This window comes from Archaeoglobus fulgidus DSM 4304, assembly GCF_000008665.1.
GTDB classification, from domain to species: Archaea; Halobacteriota; Archaeoglobi; order Archaeoglobales; family Archaeoglobaceae; genus Archaeoglobus; species Archaeoglobus fulgidus.
Genome location: NC_000917.1, coordinates 1,155,851 through 1,175,150, shown reverse-complemented (window position 1 = coordinate 1,175,150; position 19,300 = coordinate 1,155,851). Strand labels below are relative to the sequence as shown.

At 49.8% G+C, this 19,300-nt stretch carries 23 protein-coding genes and 1 pseudogene; 13 read left to right on the top strand and 11 right to left on the bottom strand.

The features are described 5' to 3' along the window. Window positions 1-317: 317 nt before the first annotated feature. On the bottom strand, window positions 318-1,508 hold the full coding sequence (gene thrC / locus AF_RS06645) for a threonine synthase (RefSeq protein WP_010878813.1): 1,191 nt from the start codon (window positions 1,506-1,508) through the stop codon (window positions 318-320). A 48-nt stretch (window positions 1,509-1,556) separates the two neighbouring features. On the opposite strand from thrC, the gene AF_RS06640 reads away from it, so the two are divergent. Then, on the top strand, window positions 1,557-2,552 hold the full coding sequence (locus tag AF_RS06640; protein WP_010878812.1) for a CaiB/BaiF CoA transferase family protein: 996 nt from the start codon (window positions 1,557-1,559) through the stop codon (window positions 2,550-2,552). Between the two features lies 1 nt (window position 2,553). Then, entirely contained in the window at window positions 2,554-3,201 is a 648-nt protein-coding gene (locus tag AF_RS06635; protein WP_010878811.1) for a hypothetical protein, read from the top strand. On the opposite strand, the gene AF_RS06630 is transcribed toward AF_RS06635, so the two are convergent. Continuing rightward, window positions 3,188-3,940, bottom strand: a complete 753-nt coding sequence (locus AF_RS06630) for a DUF169 domain-containing protein (RefSeq protein WP_048064367.1) — start codon at window positions 3,938-3,940, stop codon at window positions 3,188-3,190. The genes AF_RS06635 and AF_RS06630 overlap by 14 nt on opposite strands. Window positions 3,941-4,030: 90 nt before the next feature. On the opposite strand from AF_RS06630, the gene AF_RS06625 reads away from it, so the two are divergent. Continuing rightward, window positions 4,031-5,008 carry a DUF4367 domain-containing protein gene (locus AF_RS06625; RefSeq protein ID WP_048064366.1) on the top strand — a complete coding sequence of 326 codons (978 nt, stop codon included), beginning with the start codon at window positions 4,031-4,033 and terminating at the stop codon, window positions 5,006-5,008. Window positions 5,009-5,017: 9 nt separating this feature from the next. Here AF_RS06625 and AF_RS06620 read toward each other — a convergent pair whose 3' ends face one another. Both AF_RS06620 and AF_RS06615 read right to left on the bottom strand, forming a co-directional pair. After that, entirely contained in the window at window positions 5,018-5,881 is an 864-nt protein-coding gene (locus tag AF_RS06620; RefSeq protein WP_010878808.1) for a B12-binding domain-containing radical SAM protein, read from the bottom strand. A 66-nt stretch (window positions 5,882-5,947) separates the two neighbouring features. Beyond that, window positions 5,948-6,847, bottom strand: a complete 900-nt coding sequence (locus AF_RS06615) for an IS481-like element ISA0963-3 family transposase (protein ID WP_010878807.1) — start codon at window positions 6,845-6,847, stop codon at window positions 5,948-5,950. An 85-nt stretch (window positions 6,848-6,932) separates the two neighbouring features. Between AF_RS06615 and AF_RS06610 the strand changes: the two genes are divergently transcribed. Next, window positions 6,933-7,568 carry a diacylglycerol/polyprenol kinase family protein gene (locus AF_RS06610; protein ID WP_010878806.1) on the top strand — a complete coding sequence of 212 codons (636 nt, stop codon included), beginning with the start codon at window positions 6,933-6,935 and terminating at the stop codon, window positions 7,566-7,568. Then, a complete protein-coding gene (locus AF_RS06605; protein ID WP_052270483.1) occupies window positions 7,565-8,131 on the top strand; it encodes a hypothetical protein in 567 nt (188 codons plus the stop codon). The genes AF_RS06610 and AF_RS06605 overlap by 4 nt, the downstream gene beginning before the upstream one ends. Here the strand turns inward: AF_RS06605 and AF_RS06600 are convergent. After that, on the bottom strand, window positions 8,103-8,897 hold the full coding sequence (locus tag AF_RS06600) for a DUF166 domain-containing protein (protein WP_010878804.1): 795 nt from the start codon (window positions 8,895-8,897) through the stop codon (window positions 8,103-8,105). The two genes, AF_RS06605 and AF_RS06600, sit on opposite strands and share 29 nt — an antisense overlap. 77 nt (window positions 8,898-8,974) lie before the next feature. On the opposite strand from AF_RS06600, the gene AF_RS06595 reads away from it, so the two are divergent. From AF_RS06595 to tpiA, 3 genes are all read left to right on the top strand, one after another. Next, entirely contained in the window at window positions 8,975-9,802 is an 828-nt protein-coding gene (locus AF_RS06595) for a DUF362 domain-containing protein (protein WP_010878803.1), read from the top strand. A 72-nt stretch (window positions 9,803-9,874) separates the two neighbouring features. Then, the gene (locus AF_RS06590) at window positions 9,875-11,059 is read left to right on the top strand and encodes a bifunctional 5,6,7,8-tetrahydromethanopterin hydro-lyase/3-hexulose-6-phosphate synthase (RefSeq protein ID WP_010878802.1); all 1,185 of its coding nucleotides are present in this window, start codon (window positions 9,875-9,877) and stop codon (window positions 11,057-11,059) included. Window positions 11,060-11,069: 10 nt separating this feature from the next. Further along, a complete protein-coding gene (tpiA, locus tag AF_RS06585) occupies window positions 11,070-11,732 on the top strand; it encodes a triose-phosphate isomerase (protein ID WP_048064694.1) in 663 nt (220 codons plus the stop codon). Here tpiA and AF_RS13210 read toward each other — a convergent pair. The 6 genes from AF_RS13210 to AF_RS12690 form a co-directional block, all read right to left on the bottom strand. Continuing rightward, window positions 11,729-11,878: a hypothetical protein gene (locus AF_RS13210; RefSeq protein ID WP_010878800.1), complete on the bottom strand. Its 150-nt coding sequence runs from the start codon at window positions 11,876-11,878 to the stop codon at window positions 11,729-11,731. The genes tpiA and AF_RS13210 overlap by 4 nt on opposite strands. Window positions 11,879-11,929: 51 nt before the next feature. Continuing rightward, window positions 11,930-12,487, bottom strand: a complete 558-nt coding sequence (locus AF_RS06580; protein WP_143274414.1) for an ABC transporter permease — start codon at window positions 12,485-12,487, stop codon at window positions 11,930-11,932. 53 nt (window positions 12,488-12,540) lie between these two features. After that, the gene (locus AF_RS13105) at window positions 12,541-12,735 is read right to left on the bottom strand and encodes a hypothetical protein (protein WP_010878798.1); all 195 of its coding nucleotides are present in this window, start codon (window positions 12,733-12,735) and stop codon (window positions 12,541-12,543) included. Then, complete coding sequence (locus tag AF_RS06575) at window positions 12,698-13,609, bottom strand: ABC transporter ATP-binding protein (RefSeq protein WP_010878797.1); 912 nt, start codon at window positions 13,607-13,609, stop codon at window positions 12,698-12,700. Before AF_RS06575 ends, AF_RS13105 begins: the two co-directional genes overlap by 38 nt. Before the next feature lie 85 nt (window positions 13,610-13,694). Next, window positions 13,695-14,675, bottom strand: a complete 981-nt coding sequence (locus AF_RS06570; protein ID WP_010878796.1) for a transcription initiation factor IIB — start codon at window positions 14,673-14,675, stop codon at window positions 13,695-13,697. Then, complete coding sequence (locus AF_RS12690; protein WP_010878795.1) at window positions 14,593-14,910, bottom strand: H/ACA ribonucleoprotein complex subunit GAR1; 318 nt, start codon at window positions 14,908-14,910, stop codon at window positions 14,593-14,595. The genes AF_RS06570 and AF_RS12690 overlap by 83 nt, the downstream gene beginning before the upstream one ends. A 60-nt stretch (window positions 14,911-14,970) precedes the next feature. Between AF_RS12690 and AF_RS12880 the strand changes: the two are divergent. The 5 genes and pseudogenes from AF_RS12880 to AF_RS06550 form a co-directional block, all read left to right on the top strand. Beyond that, a pseudogene (locus tag AF_RS12880) lies at window positions 14,971-15,238 on the top strand (IS481 family transposase); the annotation flags it as partial. Between the two features lie 121 nt (window positions 15,239-15,359). Next, window positions 15,360-16,031 carry an ArsR/SmtB family transcription factor gene (locus tag AF_RS06565; protein ID WP_052270482.1) on the top strand — a complete coding sequence of 224 codons (672 nt, stop codon included), beginning with the start codon at window positions 15,360-15,362 and terminating at the stop codon, window positions 16,029-16,031. Between the two features lie 14 nt (window positions 16,032-16,045). Next, a complete protein-coding gene (locus AF_RS06560) occupies window positions 16,046-18,247 on the top strand; it encodes a CDC48 family AAA ATPase (protein WP_010878793.1) in 2,202 nt (733 codons plus the stop codon). Between the two features lie 15 nt (window positions 18,248-18,262). Continuing rightward, entirely contained in the window at window positions 18,263-18,787 is a 525-nt protein-coding gene (gene hsp20 / locus AF_RS06555; protein WP_010878792.1) for an archaeal heat shock protein Hsp20, read from the top strand. A gap of 78 nt (window positions 18,788-18,865) precedes the next feature. Next, window positions 18,866-19,279: a DUF2703 domain-containing protein gene (locus AF_RS06550; protein WP_010878791.1), complete on the top strand. Its 414-nt coding sequence runs from the start codon at window positions 18,866-18,868 to the stop codon at window positions 19,277-19,279. The last annotated feature ends 21 nt before the right edge of the window (window positions 19,280-19,300 follow it).

Here is a 19,300-nt window from a genome sequence, read left to right as displayed (position 1 = left end):
AGATAAAAGAACCTCAAAAATTTTCAAAAGCTTCAGAAGCCCGTGGTTCTTTCTCGACAGCGAAAATGAGTATCGAAGGCTGTTTGAAAGGACAGGCTTTGACGTCAGATTCTGCAAAATTCTGAGAGTTGAAACTCACCATTCAGGGGATGAAATTTTCAAAGTTTTCCTTTCAGGTGCTGCAGCAGCCTACCTGAACCAACAATGCTATTCAAAACCCTTGAGTGAGGAATACCGCCAGAATTTCCTCAAAATAGTTAAGGAAGAGCTCTCAAGGGAATCCAGACTAATCTTCAACAGGCTTTATCTCATAGCTTTCAAGCCCTCATCGCCCTGATTACAGCCTCAACGCTCGCCTCAACTTTCACCGGCTCTCCGCAAACCCTCACAACAGTCTCCGGGTCTTTGAGTAAATTGCCCGTCACAACACACACGATGGTTTCATCCGGGTCGAGCATACCATTGGCTGCGAGCTTTCTCAGCCCCGCAACGCTTGCCGCTGAGGCTGGCTCAACCCCTATGCCCTCCTTCGCAGCTAAGAACTTCTGCGCCTCGATGATTTCTGAATCGCTAACAACCTCTGCCAGCCCGTTTGTGCTGTAGATGGCCCTTAAAGCCTTTTTCGCGCTGACTGGATTCCCTATTCTTATGGCCGTCGCTATGGTTTCCGGATTCTCCATAGGTGTTATGTCCTCTTTTCCCTCTTTAAAAGCCCTGTAAATCGGCGCCGCTCCCTCAGCCTGAATCCCCGTCATTTTGGGCATTGAATCTGTCAAACCAACCTCTCTGAGCTCCTTAAATCCCTTGTAGATTGCTGATATGTTCCCGGCATTCCCCACAGGCAGAACAACTCTGTCGGGCACACCAATTTCATCTGCAATCTCGTAGGCGATGGTCTTCTGCCCCTCAGGCCTGAAGGGGTTGATGGAGTTCAGGAGGTAGATTGGCTCCCTGCTGCAAACTTCCCTCACAATTCTGAGCGCGTCATCGAAGTTCCCGTCGATTCCTATAACCTTCGCCCCGTGCATTAAAGCTTGAGCAACCTTTCCCAGCGCCACCTTGCCTGCAGGAAGCAGGACGTAGGCCTTTAGCCCCGCCTTTGCCGCATACATCGCCATTGAGGCTGAGGTGTTGCCTGTTGATGCACACGCAACAGCTTTTCTCCCAAGCTCAAGGGCTTTGGTCACTCCTACAGTCATCCCCCTGTCCTTGAAGGAGCCTGAGGGGTTCAGACCTTCGTGCTTAACATAAACTCTCCTCACACCAACCTCCTTCTCAAGCCTCTCGGCCCTGTAAAGAGGAGTTCCACCCTCCTTCAGCGTGACAGGGTCAATTTTAACGGGGAGGAGAGAGCGGTACTTCCAGACCGTGATGTTGCTTCCATCAAGCCTGAAGTCAATTTCAACCTCATCAAGGTCTATTTCAACCTCCAGAAGCCCTCCACACTCGCAGGTGTAGTTTTCATCGCCCCATTCCTTCCCGCATTCAATGCACTTCAGACGGTACATGCTGCCAGTAAATCACGCACTTTATAAATCTTCAAAACAATTCCCGTCATGCTTGAAGATGTTAAAGTTGTTGAGGTTGCTGCCTTCTACCCCGGCCCCTTTTGCTGCCAGCTTCTGAGGAATTTGGGGGCAGAAGTGATTAAGGTCGAGCCCCCCGGCGGTGAGCCGGGGAGGATGCTTGACGCAGTTTTTGCGGCGATGAATTACGGCAAGAAGTTCCTTTTCCTTGACCTCAAGTCGGAGGATGGTTTGAGAGAGTTCATGAAGCTTGCAGAGGATGCCGATGTGGTGGTTGAGGGGTTCAGGCCGGGAGTGGCGAAGAAGCTTGGAATTGATTACGAGAGCGTTAAGAAGGTGAACGAATCCATTATCTACTGCTCCATTTCAGCCTTTGGACAGGAAAACAGGCTTTCCCATTTGCCGGCACACGATTTAAACTGCCTCGGTCTTGGGGGCATTCTGGAGATTTCGGCAATGGGCAGGGAGATGAGGGACCCCAACTTGCAGCTCGCAGATTTCTCATCAGCCGTTTATGCTGCCATAGCAATTCTTGCTGCCCTTCACGAGAGGGAGAGGACGGGGAGGGGTAGATACATAGACATCAGCATGTTCCACTCAGCCCTCTTTTCCGCCCCAATCCACACTTCCTCCATACTAAACGGGCTGGGAATTTTACCAGCATTCTCAAGCAATCCCGCATACGGCATCTACAGGACGAGAGACGGATACATAACTCTCGGCATCATTGCTGAAGAGCACTTCTGGAGGCGACTCTGCTCAGCTTTGAATCTTGGATTCAATTTTTCCCTCGTTGAGAGCTTTTCAAGATACGAGGAGGTCAGGAAGGCGATTGAGGAAAAGCTCGGCCGGATGACTACTGAGGAGGCTGTCAAAGTTCTGCAAGACGCCGACGTTCCCGCCTTTGAGGTCTTGAGCCTGAGGGATGTTGATAAAATTGAGGATAGGGTTAGAGAGAAGCTTGTGGATGAGGTGGAGTGGAACGGAAGGAGGATAAGGCTGATCAAGCCTCCTTTCAGGTGGTGAGATGGACGTAATTGTCGGAGGGGGAAAGTACGGAGTCGAGGCTGCGAGGTTTCTGGAGAAGAGGTCAAGGGACTACGTCATAATCGACAGAAATCCGGAGTGCCTTGCGATGAGGGAGCTTGATTTGGTCAGGGTAGATAGTATTGAGGAAGTTAAAGAGGGAAGGTACTTTCTGAAGGGGGGCATCGAAATCCTGCCATCCCTTCTCAAATTTAAGCCTGAGTACATCTTCCCCACCGCTCCTCTCCACGTCGCTGCCGAGGCTTTGAGGCTGAAATTTGACCTCAAACCGTGGAATGAGGTGCTGGACTGCATAATCGGCAATCTGCCTGCAAGAGTCGTTGTCTCAGCAGGCAGAGGAAGCGTGGTTGTGAGCTACAACAGGGATGCCGATTGCTTGGAAAAGTGCTCCGCTCCCGACATCTGCCCCGTAACCAAGATAAAAAAGCCCTGCCCGATGCACGACCTCGTTAAGTTTGCCTATCCGGATGCTTTCGTATTAATCAGCAGGCAGCTTGAGCCGGGTTTGGGGGCTATTTCGGGTGAGGAACTCGCCAAGCTAATGAAGCAGGCTGAAAAAAGGGAAAAAATTGTTGTCGCCACCGCCTGCAGGTGTCATGGTGTGATTACAGCCCTCAAACGAGCTTGAACTTCTCCGCAGTCTCTCTGTAGTGCTTGGGGAAGCGTGGAGTGAACATCAGGAAGGGTGAGGGCGGGTAGCTGATATTTGCCCCCCTGCCTGCATTCTCAAGCCCCTCCAAGATTTTGCCTGTCCAAGCATAGGGCATGGCAAAAATCATCTCCGTCTCCTGAATCGCGGCAAAAACTCTGTCTCCAGCTCCGGGAACTGCAATCGCCACCTCTCCCCTTAAAGCCGGGAAAAGAGCTTCAGCACACGATGCAGTTTTTGCCGTCAGATTTGCCTTCACAGCCCCTCCGAAGTAGGTTGCTGCCTGTATCAGCCTCCCAATCTGGGCAGGAGTTCCAAAAATCATCACAGCCTCAGGCTCCTCCGCCATTTTCGTCATGTCCCCAAAAACGAAGCTCTTATACTTCCCCAATGGAAGCTTCTGCTCCGCAACCTCGCAGCTCTCATCCTTCAGCCACTGCGCGCCAACCAGAATATCCTTCAGGCTCCCTTCATACTCCGCCACGCCGTAAAGGAGCATCGCAGGAGGGCACCCAAAGTCCTCAGCCTCAAGCACAACCGTTCTGCCGATGTAGCGGGCAAAGGCAATGGCCTGACAGACTGCCATCTTTATTCCGTATTTTGACGGCCTAAAGGCCCTTTCAGGCTCGTACTTCTCCTGGAAGAATTTTACACCAACTGGTGGTGTGCGGAGTTTCAGCATCTCAACAATTCTCTTTCCCTCATCGTTCCACTTCATGTTTCGCCTTAGTTTCATGATTTAATATGTTTTTCAGTCATTTGACTGCAAGTGGCAAACTTTATATATCCAGAACAAAACACAGCACACATGAAGAGGTTGCTGATTGCTCTCCTTGTAGTTTCCGTTCTGGCTGGCTGTGTGCAGATGAGCGCCGAAGAGATAGCGAAGAAGATGCAGGAAAAGGAGGAGAAAATTCAGGATTTGAGGGCAGAGGTTTATGTGGTGTCTGAGGGCCCGATGGGTAAGATGGAGATGAACTACACCTACATCTTCAAGAAGCCCTATAAATTATACATGGAGGATGAGAACTCCATTGCTGTGTCCAACGGCAGCGTTATGTGGAGCTACGACAAGAAGAACAACAAGGTGGTGGTTTTTGAGATGAACATGACTAAGGAATCCACACCGCTCAAGTTCGACTACACTACACTGATAAAGGAAATGCTCGAATACTACGATGTTGAGCTTCTCGGAGAGGAGAAGGTTTCAGGCAGGGACTGTTTCGTTCTGAATTTAAAGCCGAAGAATGATAGGGAGAACGCCACCAAAATGTGGGTTGACAAGGAGTTCTGGTTCCCCATAAGGGTGGAAACGAGCTTCGGAGGTATCAAAATGTACATCGAATACAGGAATCTGAGCTTCAACACAGGCGTTGACGACAGCTTCTTTGAGTTCAAGCCTCCAGAGGGTGCTGAAGTTGAAAAATTTGACTTCAAGCTCCCGAAGACGTATGAAAGCGTTGAGGAGGCTCAGAAGGAAGCGAGCTTCAAAATCCTTGTCCCATCCTACACCGCAGGATACGAGCTAAAGTCTGTCAGCGTAACGAATGACTCAGCATTTCTTACTTACTCAGACGGAGAAAAGGCTTTAACGATTTTGGAATCAACCGAGAAGTCAGAGGTTCCCAAGGATTTTGAGGAAGTGGAGATTAACGGTGAAAAGGCCTATTACGGCGAGATATTTGGGGCATCAGTCCTTTACATCGAGAAAAATGGAGTTCAGGTGTCCATTAGCGGTGAGCTGCCGAAAGATGAACTTATAAAGATTGCAGAGTCGCTCAGCTAATTTTTATTTTTAAAGCCCCCTCAGCCACTCAGGCTTAAGGACTTCCGGATGGGCTATGGCGTAGTCGATGGCCTTGAGCAGCTTTTCTCTGTCTTCAGGCAGCGTTCCCTTCAGTGGCAAATAGTTGGAGGCGTGGTTGCAGCGGAAGATTGTCCTGGCCTCAATTCTCTCAACCATCCAGCGCAGTTCGAGAAGGTTTTCCAGAGGGTTTGGTAGAAGAAACTCCCCTCTTTTGATTTTCACGTATAAAGGCGTGTTCGGAACGGGGATGTACGTTAGTACTCCGGTATATTTGGGAGAAATGCGGTTTAGCAGCCTTGCTGTGTTTCTGGCGTTTTTGTAGCTCCTCTCCTTTCCCCCAATGCCCGTTAAAACCGTAACGGAAAGCTCAAAGCCGCACTCGTGGGCTTTCATGCAGGCTTCCGCTATTTCATTAGAACTGACACCTTTCCTTATTCTTTCGAGTATTTCATCATCACCGCTCTCTATTCCGACGTAGAGCAGCTTAATCCCAGCATTTCTGATTTCTTTCAATTCTTCTTTGCTTTTTTCGAGGATGTCCTGCGGTGTGGCGTAGCAGCTTATCCTTTCAAGGTTGAAGAGCTTGTTTGCGTAATCGGCAATTTCGAGGAGGTAATCCGTATCAGCGGCAAGAGCGTTACCGTCAGCCAGGAAAACTCTCCTCACGTCTCCGTAAATTTCCTTTGCCAGTCGAAAATCCTCTTTAACCTCCTCAATGTCCCTAACCCTGAACTTCTTCATCTTGTACATTCCGCAGAAGGTGCACCTGTTCCATGAGCAGCCAATTGTGGCCTGAACTATGAGGCTGAAAGCCTCACTTGGCGGTCTGAACACCGGCTCTTCGTATCTCATCGCTTCAACTCTGAAGGTCTGCTATTAACTGTTTTCAGAAAGTTTTTGTGATATCCCGAATTAATTTCACTCCTCAAACAACCACCTCCCGTACTCAAACACCCTTTCAGCAGGTAGCTTCCTCAAAAAGGCCTGATAGGGAGTCTCCAATTCGTCGAAATTCAGGCTCATGTGAGGCTTAACGTAATTGTACCAATAAATGAACTCATCCAAAGAATCAAACAGATGGATCTTCTGCTCCATCAAACCAAAGAACCTCTCTATCTTTCCATTCGTTTGTGGATGGTTTATTCTGGCAAGAACATGCCTTACTCCATTCTCGGCCAAAAACTCCCTGAATCTATGCTTGGCCTTCTCTCTGCTTTTAGCTGCAACAAACTGAGTTCCGTGATCTGTGAGGATCTCATCCGGAATGCCATACTCCCTGAATCCCACTTTCAGGACTCTAATCGTGTTCTCAGTCGTAGCTGAATCGAAGACTCCGTAACAAGTAATAAAGCGGGAAGCATCATCCATGAAGGCTATAATCCATTTCTCTCCAAGCCTCTTCCAGTCTCCCTGCCATAAAGACATTGAGTGGGTTCTTTCGTACCTAACCCATTTCCTTCGTTTCTTCTTGCTCATGTTCTCCTCCACCAAACCGTGTTTGAGTAAAACTTTGTAGATTGTATTATGGGAGATGTGGATGCCGTAATCCCTTTCTATCAGCTTTTCAAGAGGTACTGGGCTGAGTCTGTATTTGTTGTAAGCTTGCAGGATGATTTGCTCTGTTTTCTCGTCAATTGGTTTGGGCTTTCTTCCTGCTTGTTTTAGTTCTGGAATCTGGCCAGTTTCCTCATATTGTTTTTTAAGCTGGTAGATTCTTCTTGGTGTAACTCTCATCACAGCGGCTATTTCCTTTACTGGAGCTCCCTTGTCAAGCTGTCTGATTATCCACCTGATCTTTTTGTTCGTTAGTTTTCTCACATGAAGTGGGTGTTTAGTAGTGAAATAATTTAGGGATACTACAGTTTTCAGAAAGTTTTTAAATACTTAATATAATCGGTTGCAGATGTCCGATTTGCTTCCACTGATTTCGGTTTACGGCTACGTGGCAGCCCTTCTGCTTATATCGGAAAAGACGTTGAAAAATGAAGTGGTGAGCAGAAAATTTCTCCACATAATGGTTGGCAACATAGCCTTCATCCTCCCCTTCTTTGAGTCGAGGTTCGTCATGGCCTTTCTCGCTGCCTTTCCCTTCGTCGTTCTCACCTTCTTGATGAGCCCCCACTCACCCGTAAAGCTGTCGAGCAGGACGAGCGTCGCAGGCCACGGATTGGGGCTGGTTTACTACTCGATTGCATGGACCGTTCTCGCCTACGCTTTCTTTGACCGTCCTGATGTCATAGCTGTTGGGATAATGGCAATGTCGTATGGCGACGGTCTCGCATCTCTGATTGGGGGTAGGTATGGTAAGAGAAAGTTCAGGATTTTGGGAGACGAGAAAAGCCTGGAGGGCAGCGTTGCTATGTTTCTGGGATGCGTTGCCTCCTTCTCGGTGGTTTCACTCTACTATCACGGCTCTGCAGGTCCACTGCTGCTTCCTCTGGCAGCTTTCGCAACGGTTGTGGAGGCTGTAACTCCCAAGGGGCTGGACAACCTGAGCGTTTCAATTTTAACCGCAATACTATACTTCTGGATGGCATGAGGTTCATAGTTATCGACGGGATGGATGGTGCCGGGAAAGACACACACGCGGAGTTCGTTAGGCGCAGGTACGCCGAAAGGGGGAGCGTTATTGTGAGAACGCATCCGTCCGACTCTCTGTTCGGCAGAGTTGCGAAGGCCAGCCTCCTCAGAAGGGGAAAATTCTTCCACCTCATGGCGGCGATTTTCTACTTCTTCGACGTGATTTACTCCCTGCTCAGATACTACGGAAGGGCTGAAACCGTGATTTTCGTCAGGTATCTCGGAGGAGTGCTTTACTTGCCGGAAAGGTACGCAAGGGTGCTTTACAGGTTTTTCCGCTCCGTTCTTCCGACCTCTCCCTACATGTTCTACCTCGAAGCTGAGCCGGAAGTCTGCATGGAGAGGGTGGCAAGAAGAAGCGAGAGCGAGATGTTCGAGAACATCGAGGACTTCAGGAGGGTCAGGGAGAGGGCGTTCAGAATACTGAAAGGCTGGAAGTTCATCAACACAAACAGACCGATAGAGGAGACGAGAAGGGAGATTGAAAGAATTCTCAGCGAGCTCGACAGACGATTTCCCTGAAGTGCTCTGGAACGAACTCCTCAGCCTCAACTCCGGCGGCGGTGCTGAACTGGTAGACCATTATGTAGCCCGCGAGGTGGAAAGGGGCCTCCTTGAGCTCAACATCTCTGTCCATGCTCGCCATGCACGGATAGGCGCACTGGTGCTGGTGTATCTCCTTCCAGAAATCCTCTTTGCTCTCTATTATGTAACCCGTCATCCTCTTTGCAACAAAGTATGCGGAACCGCACGGGTCGCTTTTTATGACCTCTACCTTCTTAATGGCATCCCCGCCCCTCTCAACTCTGAACTCTGGTCTGCCAATTTTAAATTCATCAATGAATCTGGAAATCCAGCCTGAGTTGCCGGTAAGGGAGCAGAAGGGCTTGGGAGAGGCAAACTCGATGCCGAGCTCGCCGCATTTCTCAGCAAGCTGCTTCCTCAATCCGGGAAGGCACCAGTTCTGGTTGCAAGCGGGGACGATTAAGGCTTTAAACTCACCAATTTCAGGCAATGATACCAGAATGTCCGGATGCACGTTTATCGCAACCGCAATATCGCACTCGAACGGCTCCAGGTAGCTTTCCGGCTCCTCCACGTAGAGGCCTATTTCCTGAGGCTCTGCAAGCTCCTTGGCGTAAACGATGCTGGATGAGAAATCGTATCTCTTGCAGTAGTCGCATCCGTTTATCCCGCAGGCCCCAAAAGTCGGGCAGAGGTAAGGGTAGGCGAGATTGCTTACAAATCTCTTCCCGAATTCGCCGCTGTAAATTATTCCCAGCTCCACGAAGGACTTTTTGATTTACGCTAATATCTGTTTTGCTTAACGAAAAAAAATTTTAAAATGGCGGTTGTAAGGGCTGCATGAGAGTTATTGTTGAGAGGGTTGAGAGCTACAAAGATGCCCGCAAGTTTGTTGAGAGGGTTTTTGAGGTCTTCAATCCAAAATTCAGGTACATCAAGCCAAATTTTCTCAAGCATGACAGTCCAGAGAATGGCTGTATCACGCATCCTGAGCTTGTGAAAGCTGTGGTGGGGGTTGCGAGAGAGCATGGAGTTGAGCCGGTCGTGATAGAGGGGGGATTTTACAAAAACTCCGCCTCAAAGTGCTTCGTGGATTTTGGGCTGAAAGATTTGGTTGAGTGCAGAAATCTAAACCGGGAGGAGTTTGTTGAGGTAGATATTGGCGGAGAGGTTCTTGAGAGGGTCAAGGTTGCCGAAACGGCGCTGGATGCGAAGAAGGAAGGATACATTTCAATTCCGAAGATGAAGGTTCATCATCTCACCAAGGTCACGCTTGGGATAAAGAACAACATGGGATTTCTGAAGAAACCCGCTGTTTACATGCATCCGAAAATCCACAGAAAGCTCGTTGACTTGCTTGGATTCATGCAGCCATCTTTAACCATCGTCGATGGCATTATTGGCGGGACGAACTCGGAAATGAGGCCAAAGCCCGTCAAACACGGAGTTCTTGTTGCGGGCGACAACGTAGTTGCTGTTGACTTGATCGCAGCAAGGCTCATGGGCTTCAACTTGAATGAGGTGGAGCACATAAGAAATGCGATGGAGAGGTTTGGTGTGAGAGAGGAGGACATAGAGGTTTTGAGCAATCCGGGGATAGAGAGGCTTGTGAGAAGTGACTACAGGCTCTCACTGGGCAGCAAGTTCTTGGGAAGGCTCGGAATTTAAAGGAAAATTGAGTTTGGCAAATCAATTCGGCGAACTCCAAAAAATTTATTACATATCCGGAGACGTAAGGCCATGGAGTTCAGAATAGGTGAGGCTCTTATCGGAGAGGGTTTTGAAGTGGCTCACGTTGATTTGATAATTGGCACGAAGGACAGCCCCGCCGGAATTGCCTTCGCCAACGCTCTTGCCAACCTTTCTGCAGGCCACACACCGCTTCTCGCGGTTCTCAGACCAAACCTGATAACCAAGCCGCCTGCTGTGATAGTCCCAAAGGTAACGGTCAAGGACATGCATCAGGCTGAGCTTATTTTCGGTCCGGCTCAAGCTGCAGTGGCGAAGGCTGTTGCGGATGCGGTTGAGGAGGGAATAATCCCAAGGGAGAGGGCGGACGAGTACGTTGTTGTTGCAAGCGTTTTCATCCACCCAAACGCCAAAAACAAGCACAAGATTTACTACTACAACTATGGCGCCACAAAGCTCGCAATAAAGAGGGCGATGCAGAACTTCCCGGATGTTGATACCGTGCTTTACGAGAAGGACCGCAGTTTCCACCCGTTTGTTGGAAGAAAGCTCACGAAGCTCTGGGACCCGCCATATCTGCAGATTGCCATCGACATTCCAGATCTGGGTGAGGTGCTGAAGGTTCTTGAGCAGATTCCTGACAGCGACCACATCGTTTTCGAGGTTGGAACGCCTTTGGCAAAGAGATACGGCTGTGAGGTAATCCTGAAGCTCAGAGAGGTGAAGCCCGATGCGTTTTACATCCTCGACCTGAAGACGCTCGATGTTGGCAATCTCGAAGCGAGAATGGCTGCAGACGCTACCGCAAACGCGGTTGTGATTTCGGGACTCGCGCCCACAAGCACAATCGTTAAGGGGATAAGGGAAGCGGAGAAAACAGGAATTTTGAGCTACGTGGACATGATGAACGTCGATGATCCGATTAAAAGGCTTGAAGAGATTCAGAAGGCTGGAGTTTTACCAAACGTCGTTGAGCTTCACAGAGCGATAGACAGCGAGGACAAAGAGCCTCCGTGGATGCTTGCCGGAAAGATAAAGGAGAAGTTCAGCGTCCTCGTCGCCGTTGCAGGTGGGATAAGGCCAGAAAACGTTGAGGAGGTAATTGCCGCTGGAGCGGACATCATAGTTGTCGGCAGAGCTGTAACGAAGGCCAGAGACGTTGAGGGAGCTGTAAGGAAATTCATGAGCCACATGAAGCCCGACACAGACCAGTTCCGCATTATGACGGACTTTTGAGGTGAGAAAAATGGGGGTTGTGATAATAAACTTCAAGGCGTATAAGGAGGGATTTGGAAAAAGGGCGCTTGAGCTGGCGAAGATTGCCGAAAACGTGGCGTCGAGATGCGATGAGTATGTTGGCATAGCCGTCTCCTTCCTCGACCTCCCCGTAATCGCAAGGGAGGTCAGCATCGACGTTTACGCGCAGCATGTTGATGCCGTTGGCTTCGGGAGCCACACAGGCAGAATAAACGCCGATATGATCGCGGAATACGGGGCAAAGGGAAGCTTGGTCAATCATTCTGAGAGAAGGCTGAAGCTCGCCGATATTGAGTTCAACGTGAGCAGGCTGAGGGAGCTTGGTCTCACTTCGGTTGTCTGCACGAACAACGTCCCAACAACAGCCGCGGCGGCAGCGTTGAATCCGGACTTTGTCGCGGTGGAGCCACCTGAGCTGATAGGTAGCGGAATTCCGGTAAGCAAGGCCGAACCCGAGGTTGTGGAGAACTCAGTTAAGGCTGCAAAGGAAGTCAACAAGAGCGTTAGAGTTCTTTGTGGGGCGGGCATAACCACCCATGAGGACTACGTAAAAGCATTGGAGCTCGGAGCAGAGGGTGTGCTACTCGCGAGTGGGGTTGTTAAGGCCGAAGACCAGAAGAGGGCACTTGAGGAGCTCGTAGGGCTTCTTTAGAAGTCCCTGTAAAATTCCTTTTTAGCCTTTTTGAAGTTTCCTCTGTTCCTCCTTCTCGGAGGCTCGTTCAAAAGCTCCTCAAGCTCCTCATCCGTAACAGGCTTTATGTCCTCGAAGTAGTCCTTAAACTTTTTCGCCCGCTTCATATCCGAATCTGATGGTATTTTGCCTTTCAAGTATATAATCTTTCCGAGAGACTAATCCGAGAGCTTCAGCACAAGCCCTGTCCTCCTCGCCCTCAGCATGCTGATTTCCGCAACAACAAGCAGTAAGGCGAGGTAAACAAGCGTTTCGGCAAAGGCAATGAGCAGAGGGTCTGGAAAAATGCTCTGAAATCCGTAGAAGGACCTGAAAAACTCGAGATAGTGCGTTATTGGAATCATAAGGCCTATAGCCCTGAAAGGTTCCGGCAGAATTGTTACTGGATAGTAAATGCCGCAGAAAATCATCACTATAGCGCTGAGGGTCCAGGCGAATATCTCAGCCCTCCTGCCAAAAACCAAAATCAGTATGCAGTTGAAAATTCCGATGAGCATTGCGCTGAGCAGTATTCCCAGAACAAACGCTGCCATTGCCGTTGCAGGGAGGGTGAGCGTGAAACCGAAGAGCCATGCGCTCAGCAGAATAAGAAGTGCGAGAGAAATAACACCTCTCAGCGAGCCGAAAAGCCACGCTCCAGTCACCATCCGGTAGAAGGGTGCAGGAGTGACTATGGTGTACTTCAGGCTCATGCTCCACATGTCGAGGAGCATCACGTATGTCACGTCGATTTGGGCTATCTGGACAACGCTTAGCGTAATGACACCGATCAGTATGAAGCTACCGCCTCCCTATCCAGGTAGAGGAACTCCCCTAACAGCCCGACCGAGATCAGGCTTACCAGCGGCCAGAAGAGCATCTCGAATATCGCGTAAAATTCGTTTTTCGTCAGAGCGTAGTTCCTGTAGGCAAAGGCAAAAATTTCGCTAAGACCCCTCTGCAAGCTCGATAAAGACGTCTTCAAGAGTTATCTCCTCCATCTTTGCCGATTCGACAAACACACCCTGCTCCGCCAGCCTTACCACGATTGAGGGAAGTGCTTTTTCCGCATCTTCAACGAAGGCAATAAGCGTGTTTCCATCCATCCTGTAAGGATAAGGGATGTGCAGTTTTTTGGCATTACCTTTCAGCTTTAAAATCACCCTTTCGCTCATTTTCGTGTATTTCTTAAGCTCTTCAGAAGTTCCTTCGGCAACAATTTTTCCTTCCTTGATGAAGGCTATTCTGTCGCAAAGCATCTCGGCCTCCCTCATGTTGTGGGTGGTTAAAACAATGGTTACGTCCTTCTCCTCCTTTATCCTCAAAATCATCTGGCGTATCTTTTTTGCCATATCTGGATCCAGATTTGCCGTTGGCTCGTCGAGAAAAACAACCTCAGGATCGTTCAGAAAGGCTCTTGCCAGATTGGCCTTCTGCTTGTTTCCGGTTGAGAGGTCATCGAACCTCTTGTTTCTGTGCTCCTCAAGCTCGAATTCCGAGATTACCCTATCGACTACTCTTCTATCGGTAATTCCGTAGCACATTGCGTAGAAGCGGAGGCACTCGTAGACTTTCATCCCCCACGGCATTCTGACTCCGCTTGAGATGTTAATTCTCTCCCTCACCTTCCTGGTGTTCTTGAAGGCGTCCATTCCGAGAATCCTCACCTCGCCCTTTGTCGGAATCAGGATCGTGGACAGAATGGAAATCAGGGTCGTTTTTCCTGCCCCGTTGGGACCGAGCAATCCGAAAATAACTCCGTCCTCAATGTCGAGGTCGATTCCCCTCAATGCCACAATACCCCTCTCCATGAAAGTCCTGTAAACCATCCAGACGTCTCTGCACTCTACTGCCCTCACCAAGGCAGATTGGACTTCAGGCTTTTTATGACTTCGGTGCGGAATGCCAAAAGAAAGCTTGAGGTTCGCTAAAAAAGAGAGAAAGTTAGAGGATTATTTCTATACCCAGCTTCTCGGCAAGCTCCTTGTAGCGGTTTCTTATCGTTACCTCCGTAACTCCCGCTACCTCGGCAACTTCCCTCTGCGTTCTTCTTTCTCCAAGCAGTATTGATGCAACGTAAAGTGCAGCCGCTGCAACTCCTGTCGGACCCCTTCCGCTTGTAAGCTCCCTCTCCTCCGCCTTCTTGATGATTTCAATGGCCTTCTTCTGAACCTCTCCGCTCAGTCCAAGGGCAGCGCAGAAGCGCGGAATGTAGTCTGCAGGGCTTGTGGGCATCAGCTTCAGCCCAAGCTCCCTCGTGATAAACCTGTAGGTTCTGCCAATCTCCTTTCTGTCCACTCTTGAGTATGTGGCTATTTCGTCCAGCGTTCTCGGTACTCCAGCCTGCCTGCAGGCTGCGTAGAGAGCAGCGGCAACCACACCCTCAATGCTCCTGCCCCTTATGAGGTTCTTCTCTACGGCCTTCCTGTAGATTACAGCAGCAGTCTCCCTAACGCTCTTCGGCAGGCCAAGGGCTGAGGCCATCCTGTCAAGCTCGCTGAGGGCAAAGGCGAGGTTTCTCTCCGTAGCGTTGCTGATTCTGATTCTTCTCTGCCATTTCCTCAGTCTGAAAAGCTGAGCCCTGTTTCTCACGGAAATTGCCTTGCCGTAGTAGTCCTTGTTGCTCCAGTCGATTATTGTTGACAGGCCCTTATCGTGGATTGTGTAGGTTACAGGCGCACCAACTCTGCTCCTCTTGTCTCTCTGCTCACTGTCAAAAGCCCTCCACTCAGGCCCTGCGTCGATGTACGTGTCCTCGATTACCAGACCGCAATCCTGACAGATGAACTCTCCTCTGCGGTAATCGCGAATGAGGCGGGGACTTCCACACTCAGGACAGACTTCAACGTCCTCTTCCCTTTCTATTTCCTTTCTTTCTACTTCCTTCTCTACTTCCTTTTCCCTTACCTTTTCTACCTCCGCCATACTCCTTCACCACATATAATTCTTCAAATATTATCTTATCCAGATTTTTCGGCTTAACTAAAGCGTAGGGGGAAGATACTGGCCCGATAACGTCAGCAACAAATCCAATGTGCTCCATCCTCCTTGTAACAACCTTATCCCCTATTTTGGGGATGTACGCAGGATTTAGAGTCACCACAAGCATTCCAGTTTTTGACATATGCTTTACTCTACCAAGTGTCCGCAACCTGCTCATGCAGTATATAAGGTTTTCGGCAGAGTATTTAAACTTTTCGGTAGCCACGTGAGGAAGCTGACGAACAAGGACATACTCAAGGTTCTGAGAGAGATTGCTGAGTATGGCATTCTGACGAGATTCTTACCGAACACGAACCCAATTCGTTGCTGCGAAAAGCAGAGAGAAGGTTAAGCACATTCTTGCGAGAGTAAAGGTTGAGAGAGGGACTGGAAAGTTTGGCTCAGTTGAAGCAGTTGTTGGATGGCATAATGAGATTAAGCCTCATAGAAGTTTGGAGTGGGATGAACTCTGCAATGCGTTCTGGTACAAGCTTCCTCCAGATTGAAGAGAAAATAATTGGGATGCACAGCCACACAAAATAACCGAAAACTTTATATACCATAAACCTAACATAAAGTTAGTAACCGACATTAAGAGTGAAGGGGTTAGTGCCCCGAGGTGGTGAGATGGACATAGAGGCGGAGACGATAATGGACGTTCTCGGAAACGAGAGCAGGAGGAGGATACTGCAGTTGCTATCAAGAAAACCCTGCTACGTCAGCGAGATTTCGTACTATCTCGGCATGGCTCCGAAGGCCGTGCTTGAGCACCTCGACAAGCTCGTTAAGGCGGGAATAGTGTCGAGCTTCGAGGAGGGAAGGAAGAGGTACTACTACATTCCAAGAAGTCTCCGCCTCGAGGTTGTCATTTCCCCCCACAAGTTCGGGGCTGAGATCAGGGACAGTGAAAATTACGACCTGCCATCCCTGATGAAGGAGATTCGGAACGAGTTCAACATGATAGAGAGGCTGAAGGCCGAATCCATTTCGGAGATTTACAGAGCCCTAAAAGTGGCTGAAGACCTCCAGAGGAGGTTTTCAAGAGTCCAGAGCACCCTATCAATGAGATTCAACCAGTTCGTTGAGAGGATGCTCAACGAGATTGAGAGGGTCGTCAGCGACGACCTGGAAAGGCTCGTCATGCTCGGCCTCGCAAAGGGTCTTAGGACGGCAGCGGAAATTGCCGAGACCTTCAGGCTCCCTTACAGGGAGGTTGAAAGAGCCCTAAACTCCCTTCACGAAAAGGGGTTGGTTGAGAAAGAGGAAAAGAATGGTGAAGTTGTTTGGATGATAAAGTAAGGAGGTGGTAGAAGATGAGTGATAAAAAAGGTGAGGAAATAACCCTTAGAGTTGCTGAAGCTTTCTATCGCGATGTTGGAAGGGGTGTTGCCAGAATCGATCCAGCAGTGATGGAAAAGTACGGACTGCAGAGCGGTGACATAATAGAGATTATAGGAAAGAGCACCGTTCCAGCAATAGTCTGGCCGAGCTATCCGGAGGATAGGGGAACCGGAATAATAAGGATTGATGGCAGCATTAGAAGCAACGCAGGCGTTGGTATTGATGACAAAGTCAGAATAAGGAAGGTTACAGCAAAGCCAGCAGAGAAAGTTACACTCGCTCCAACAGAGCCGGTAAGGCTGATGGGTGGCGAGGCGTATCTGCTGAGGCTGCTTGAAGGCAGACCGGTCATCAAAGGTCAGAAAATCAGGGTTGAGGTTTTCGGTCACACTCTGACGTTCGTAATAACCGCCACCAGGCCCTCAGGAGTCGTCGTTGTCACGAGAAACACTGCGATCGAGCTTAAGGAGAAGCCGGCCGAGGAGGTAAAGAGGGCTGTTCCTGACGTAACTTATGAGGACATAGGCGGTCTGAAGAGGGAGCTTAGGCTGGTCAGAGAGATGATAGAGCTTCCATTGAAGCATCCCGAGCTCTTCCAGAGGCTCGGAATCGAGCCGCCCAAGGGTGTGCTGCTCTACGGTCCGCCGGGAACTGGAAAAACGCTGATTGCCAAGGCTGTGGCGAATGAGGTGGACGCGCACTTCATACCCATCAGCGGGCCGGAAATCATGAGCAAGTACTATGGAGAGAGCGAGCAGAGGCTGAGGGAGATTTTCGAGGAGGCTAAGGAGAACGCTCCGTCGATAATCTTCATAGACGAAATCGACTCAATTGCTCCTAAGAGAGAAGAGGTCACCGGAGAAGTTGAGAGAAGGGTCGTCGCCCAGCTGCTGGCGCTGATGGACGGGCTTGAGGCAAGAGGAGACGTCATAGTCATTGCCGCTACAAACAGGCCTGACGCGATCGATCCTGCACTGAGAAGGCCGGGAAGGTTCGACAGGGAGATTGAGATCGGAGTTCCGGACAAGGAGGGCAGGAAGGAGATTCTCGAGATTCACACCAGAAAGATGCCCCTCGCCGAGGATGTTGACCTTGAAGAGCTTGCCGAGCTGACAAACGGATTTGTTGGAGCGGATCTGGAAGCACTGTGCAAGGAAGCAGCGATGCACGCCTTGAGGAGAGTTCTGCCGGAGATAGACATCGAGGCCGAGGAAATTCCCGCAGAGGTCATTGAGAATCTCAAAGTCACGAGGGAGGACTTCATGGAGGCTCTGAAGAACATCGAGCCGTCTGCGATGAGAGAGGTGCTGGTGGAGGTGCCCAACGTCAAGTGGGAGGACATCGGTGGACTTGAGCATGCTAAGCAGGAGCTGATGGAGGCAGTTGAATGGCCATTGAAGTATCCGGAGGTGTTCAGGGCAGCAAACATCAAGCCGCCGAGGGGAATACTGCTGTTCGGCCCACCCGGAACGGGTAAGACCTTGCTGGCTAAGGCTGTGGCAAACGAGAGCAATGCGAACTTCATCAGCGTGAAGGGGCCTGAGCTGCTGAGCAAGTGGGTTGGTGAGAGCGAGAAGCACGTCAGGGAGATGTTCAGGAAGGCAAGGCAGGTAGCTCCGTGTGTCATATTCTTCGACGAGATCGACAGCCTTGCCCCCAGAAGAGGCGGAATTGGCGATTCACACGTCACTGAGAGAGTTGTGAGCCAGCTCCTGACGGAGCTCGACGGACTGGAGGAGCTCAAAGATGTGGTGGTCATAGCCGCCACCAACAGGCCGGACATGATTGATCCAGCGCTGCTCAGACCCGGAAGGCTTGAAAGGCACATCTACATACCTCCACCCGACAAGAAGGCGAGAGTGGAGATATTCAAGATACACCTCAGAGGAAAACCGCTTGCGGATGACGTGAACATCGAAGAGCTTGCGGAGAAGACGGAGGGATACAGCGGAGCGGACATCGAGGCAGTGTGCAGGGAGGCAGGAATGCTCGCAATCAGGGAGCTCATCAAGCCGGGTATGACGAGAGAGGAGGCTAAAGAGGCGGCGAAGAAGCTCAAGATTACGAAGAAGCACTTTGAGGAAGCGCTGAAAAAGGTCAGGCCGAGCCTAACCAAGGAGGACGTTGAGAAGTATGAGAAGTTGATTGAAGATTTCCACAGGATGTACGCTTAAAGGAGGTGAGGTTGTATGGTTTGGAGGAGAAGGAGAAGGGACTGGGATGAGGAATGGGACATCTTCGATGAGTTCTTCAGATTCGGCATAGACGACATATTCGAGAGGATGATGAGGGACATCGAGGAAATCTTCAGAAAGGCTGAGTCGGGAGAGATAAAACCGATAGTCAGGGGATTCTCAATCAGGATTGGGCCTGACGGGAAGCCTGAAATAAGGGAGTTCGGAACCAAGCCCACGATCAAGGAGACTGGAATTGAAGAGAGGAGACCGCTGGTTGACGTCATAGAGACTGACAACGAGATTCAGGTTATTGCCGAGATGCCAGGAGTGAACAAGGACGACATTGAGCTCAACGCTACCGAGACAACTCTAGAAATCAGGGCAGAGGGAGAGAACAGGAAGTACTATGAGACCGTTGAACTGCCCGCTGAGGTCGATCCGGACTCAGCGAAGGCGAGATACAACAACGGTGTGCTTGAAGTAATCCTGAAGAAGAAGACGCCTAAGACGAGCGGAAAGAAAATCAAGATCGAGTGACTTTCCCTATTTTTTATTTATAAACCGGAACACTCAGAACGACAGAAGAGTTTATAACCGCTTTAGCATAGCGTTTTTATGCAACTGACAATAAAGTGGCTACATCTTTCTGTTGACGGAGAAACCTGTCCAAGGTGCTCTGAAACAGGAAAAGAGCTTTTAAAGGCGGTTAATACTTTGAAAGAGTTTTTATCTCCGCTTGGCTTTGAAGTTGTTTTCGAAGAAGTCGAATTAACTCCTGAGGACTTCTCTCGTGACCCCTTCAAGTCGAATGAGGTCTGGATAAATGGCAGGCTACTGGAAGACTGGATTGGAGCAAAAGTAACGCAAACTCCCTGTTGTGATGTCTGCGGAGATCAGGAATGCAGGGCTTTGGAAGTTGACCAACAGCTGCAAGAAGTCGTAAAGGCGGATCTGGTTGTAAAGGCCGCTCTGATGGCGGTTGCGGAGCTAAAAACAAGTTGCTGCTCAGAAACTTCATGCTGTGATTGAGATGTCACATTTAATTGAGCA

Coding starts and splice junctions, on each gene's coding strand:
- AF_RS06610 (WP_010878806.1), top strand. CDS start 6,933: ATGTCCGATTTGCTTCCACTGATTTCGGTTTACGGCTACGTGGCAGCC.
- AF_RS06595 (WP_010878803.1), top strand. CDS start 8,975: ATGAGAGTTATTGTTGAGAGGGTTGAGAGCTACAAAGATGCCCGCAAG.
- AF_RS06590 (WP_010878802.1), top strand. CDS start 9,875: ATGGAGTTCAGAATAGGTGAGGCTCTTATCGGAGAGGGTTTTGAAGTG.
- AF_RS06605 (WP_052270483.1), top strand. CDS start 7,565: ATGAGGTTCATAGTTATCGACGGGATGGATGGTGCCGGGAAAGACACA.
- AF_RS06635 (WP_010878811.1), top strand. CDS start 2,554: ATGGACGTAATTGTCGGAGGGGGAAAGTACGGAGTCGAGGCTGCGAGG.
- AF_RS06620 (WP_010878808.1), bottom strand. CDS start 5,881: ATGAGATACGAAGAGCCGGTGTTCAGACCGCCAAGTGAGGCTTTCAGC.
- AF_RS06630 (WP_048064367.1), bottom strand. CDS start 3,940: ATGAAGTGGAACGATGAGGGAAAGAGAATTGTTGAGATGCTGAAACTC.
- AF_RS13210 (WP_010878800.1), bottom strand. CDS start 11,878: ATGAAGCGGGCGAAAAAGTTTAAGGACTACTTCGAGGACATAAAGCCT.
- thrC (WP_010878813.1), bottom strand. CDS start 1,508: ATGTACCGTCTGAAGTGCATTGAATGCGGGAAGGAATGGGGCGATGAA.
- AF_RS06640 (WP_010878812.1), top strand. CDS start 1,557: ATGCTTGAAGATGTTAAAGTTGTTGAGGTTGCTGCCTTCTACCCCGGC.
- AF_RS12690 (WP_010878795.1), bottom strand. CDS start 14,910: ATGAGCAGGTTGCGGACACTTGGTAGAGTAAAGCATATGTCAAAAACT.
- tpiA (WP_048064694.1), top strand. CDS start 11,070: ATGGGGGTTGTGATAATAAACTTCAAGGCGTATAAGGAGGGATTTGGA.
- hsp20 (WP_010878792.1), top strand. CDS start 18,263: ATGGTTTGGAGGAGAAGGAGAAGGGACTGGGATGAGGAATGGGACATC.
- AF_RS06560 (WP_010878793.1), top strand. CDS start 16,046: ATGAGTGATAAAAAAGGTGAGGAAATAACCCTTAGAGTTGCTGAAGCT.
- AF_RS06570 (WP_010878796.1), bottom strand. CDS start 14,675: ATGGCGGAGGTAGAAAAGGTAAGGGAAAAGGAAGTAGAGAAGGAAGTA.
- AF_RS06625 (WP_048064366.1), top strand. CDS start 4,031: ATGAAGAGGTTGCTGATTGCTCTCCTTGTAGTTTCCGTTCTGGCTGGC.
- AF_RS06565 (WP_052270482.1), top strand. CDS start 15,360: ATGGACATAGAGGCGGAGACGATAATGGACGTTCTCGGAAACGAGAGC.
- AF_RS06550 (WP_010878791.1), top strand. CDS start 18,866: ATGCAACTGACAATAAAGTGGCTACATCTTTCTGTTGACGGAGAAACC.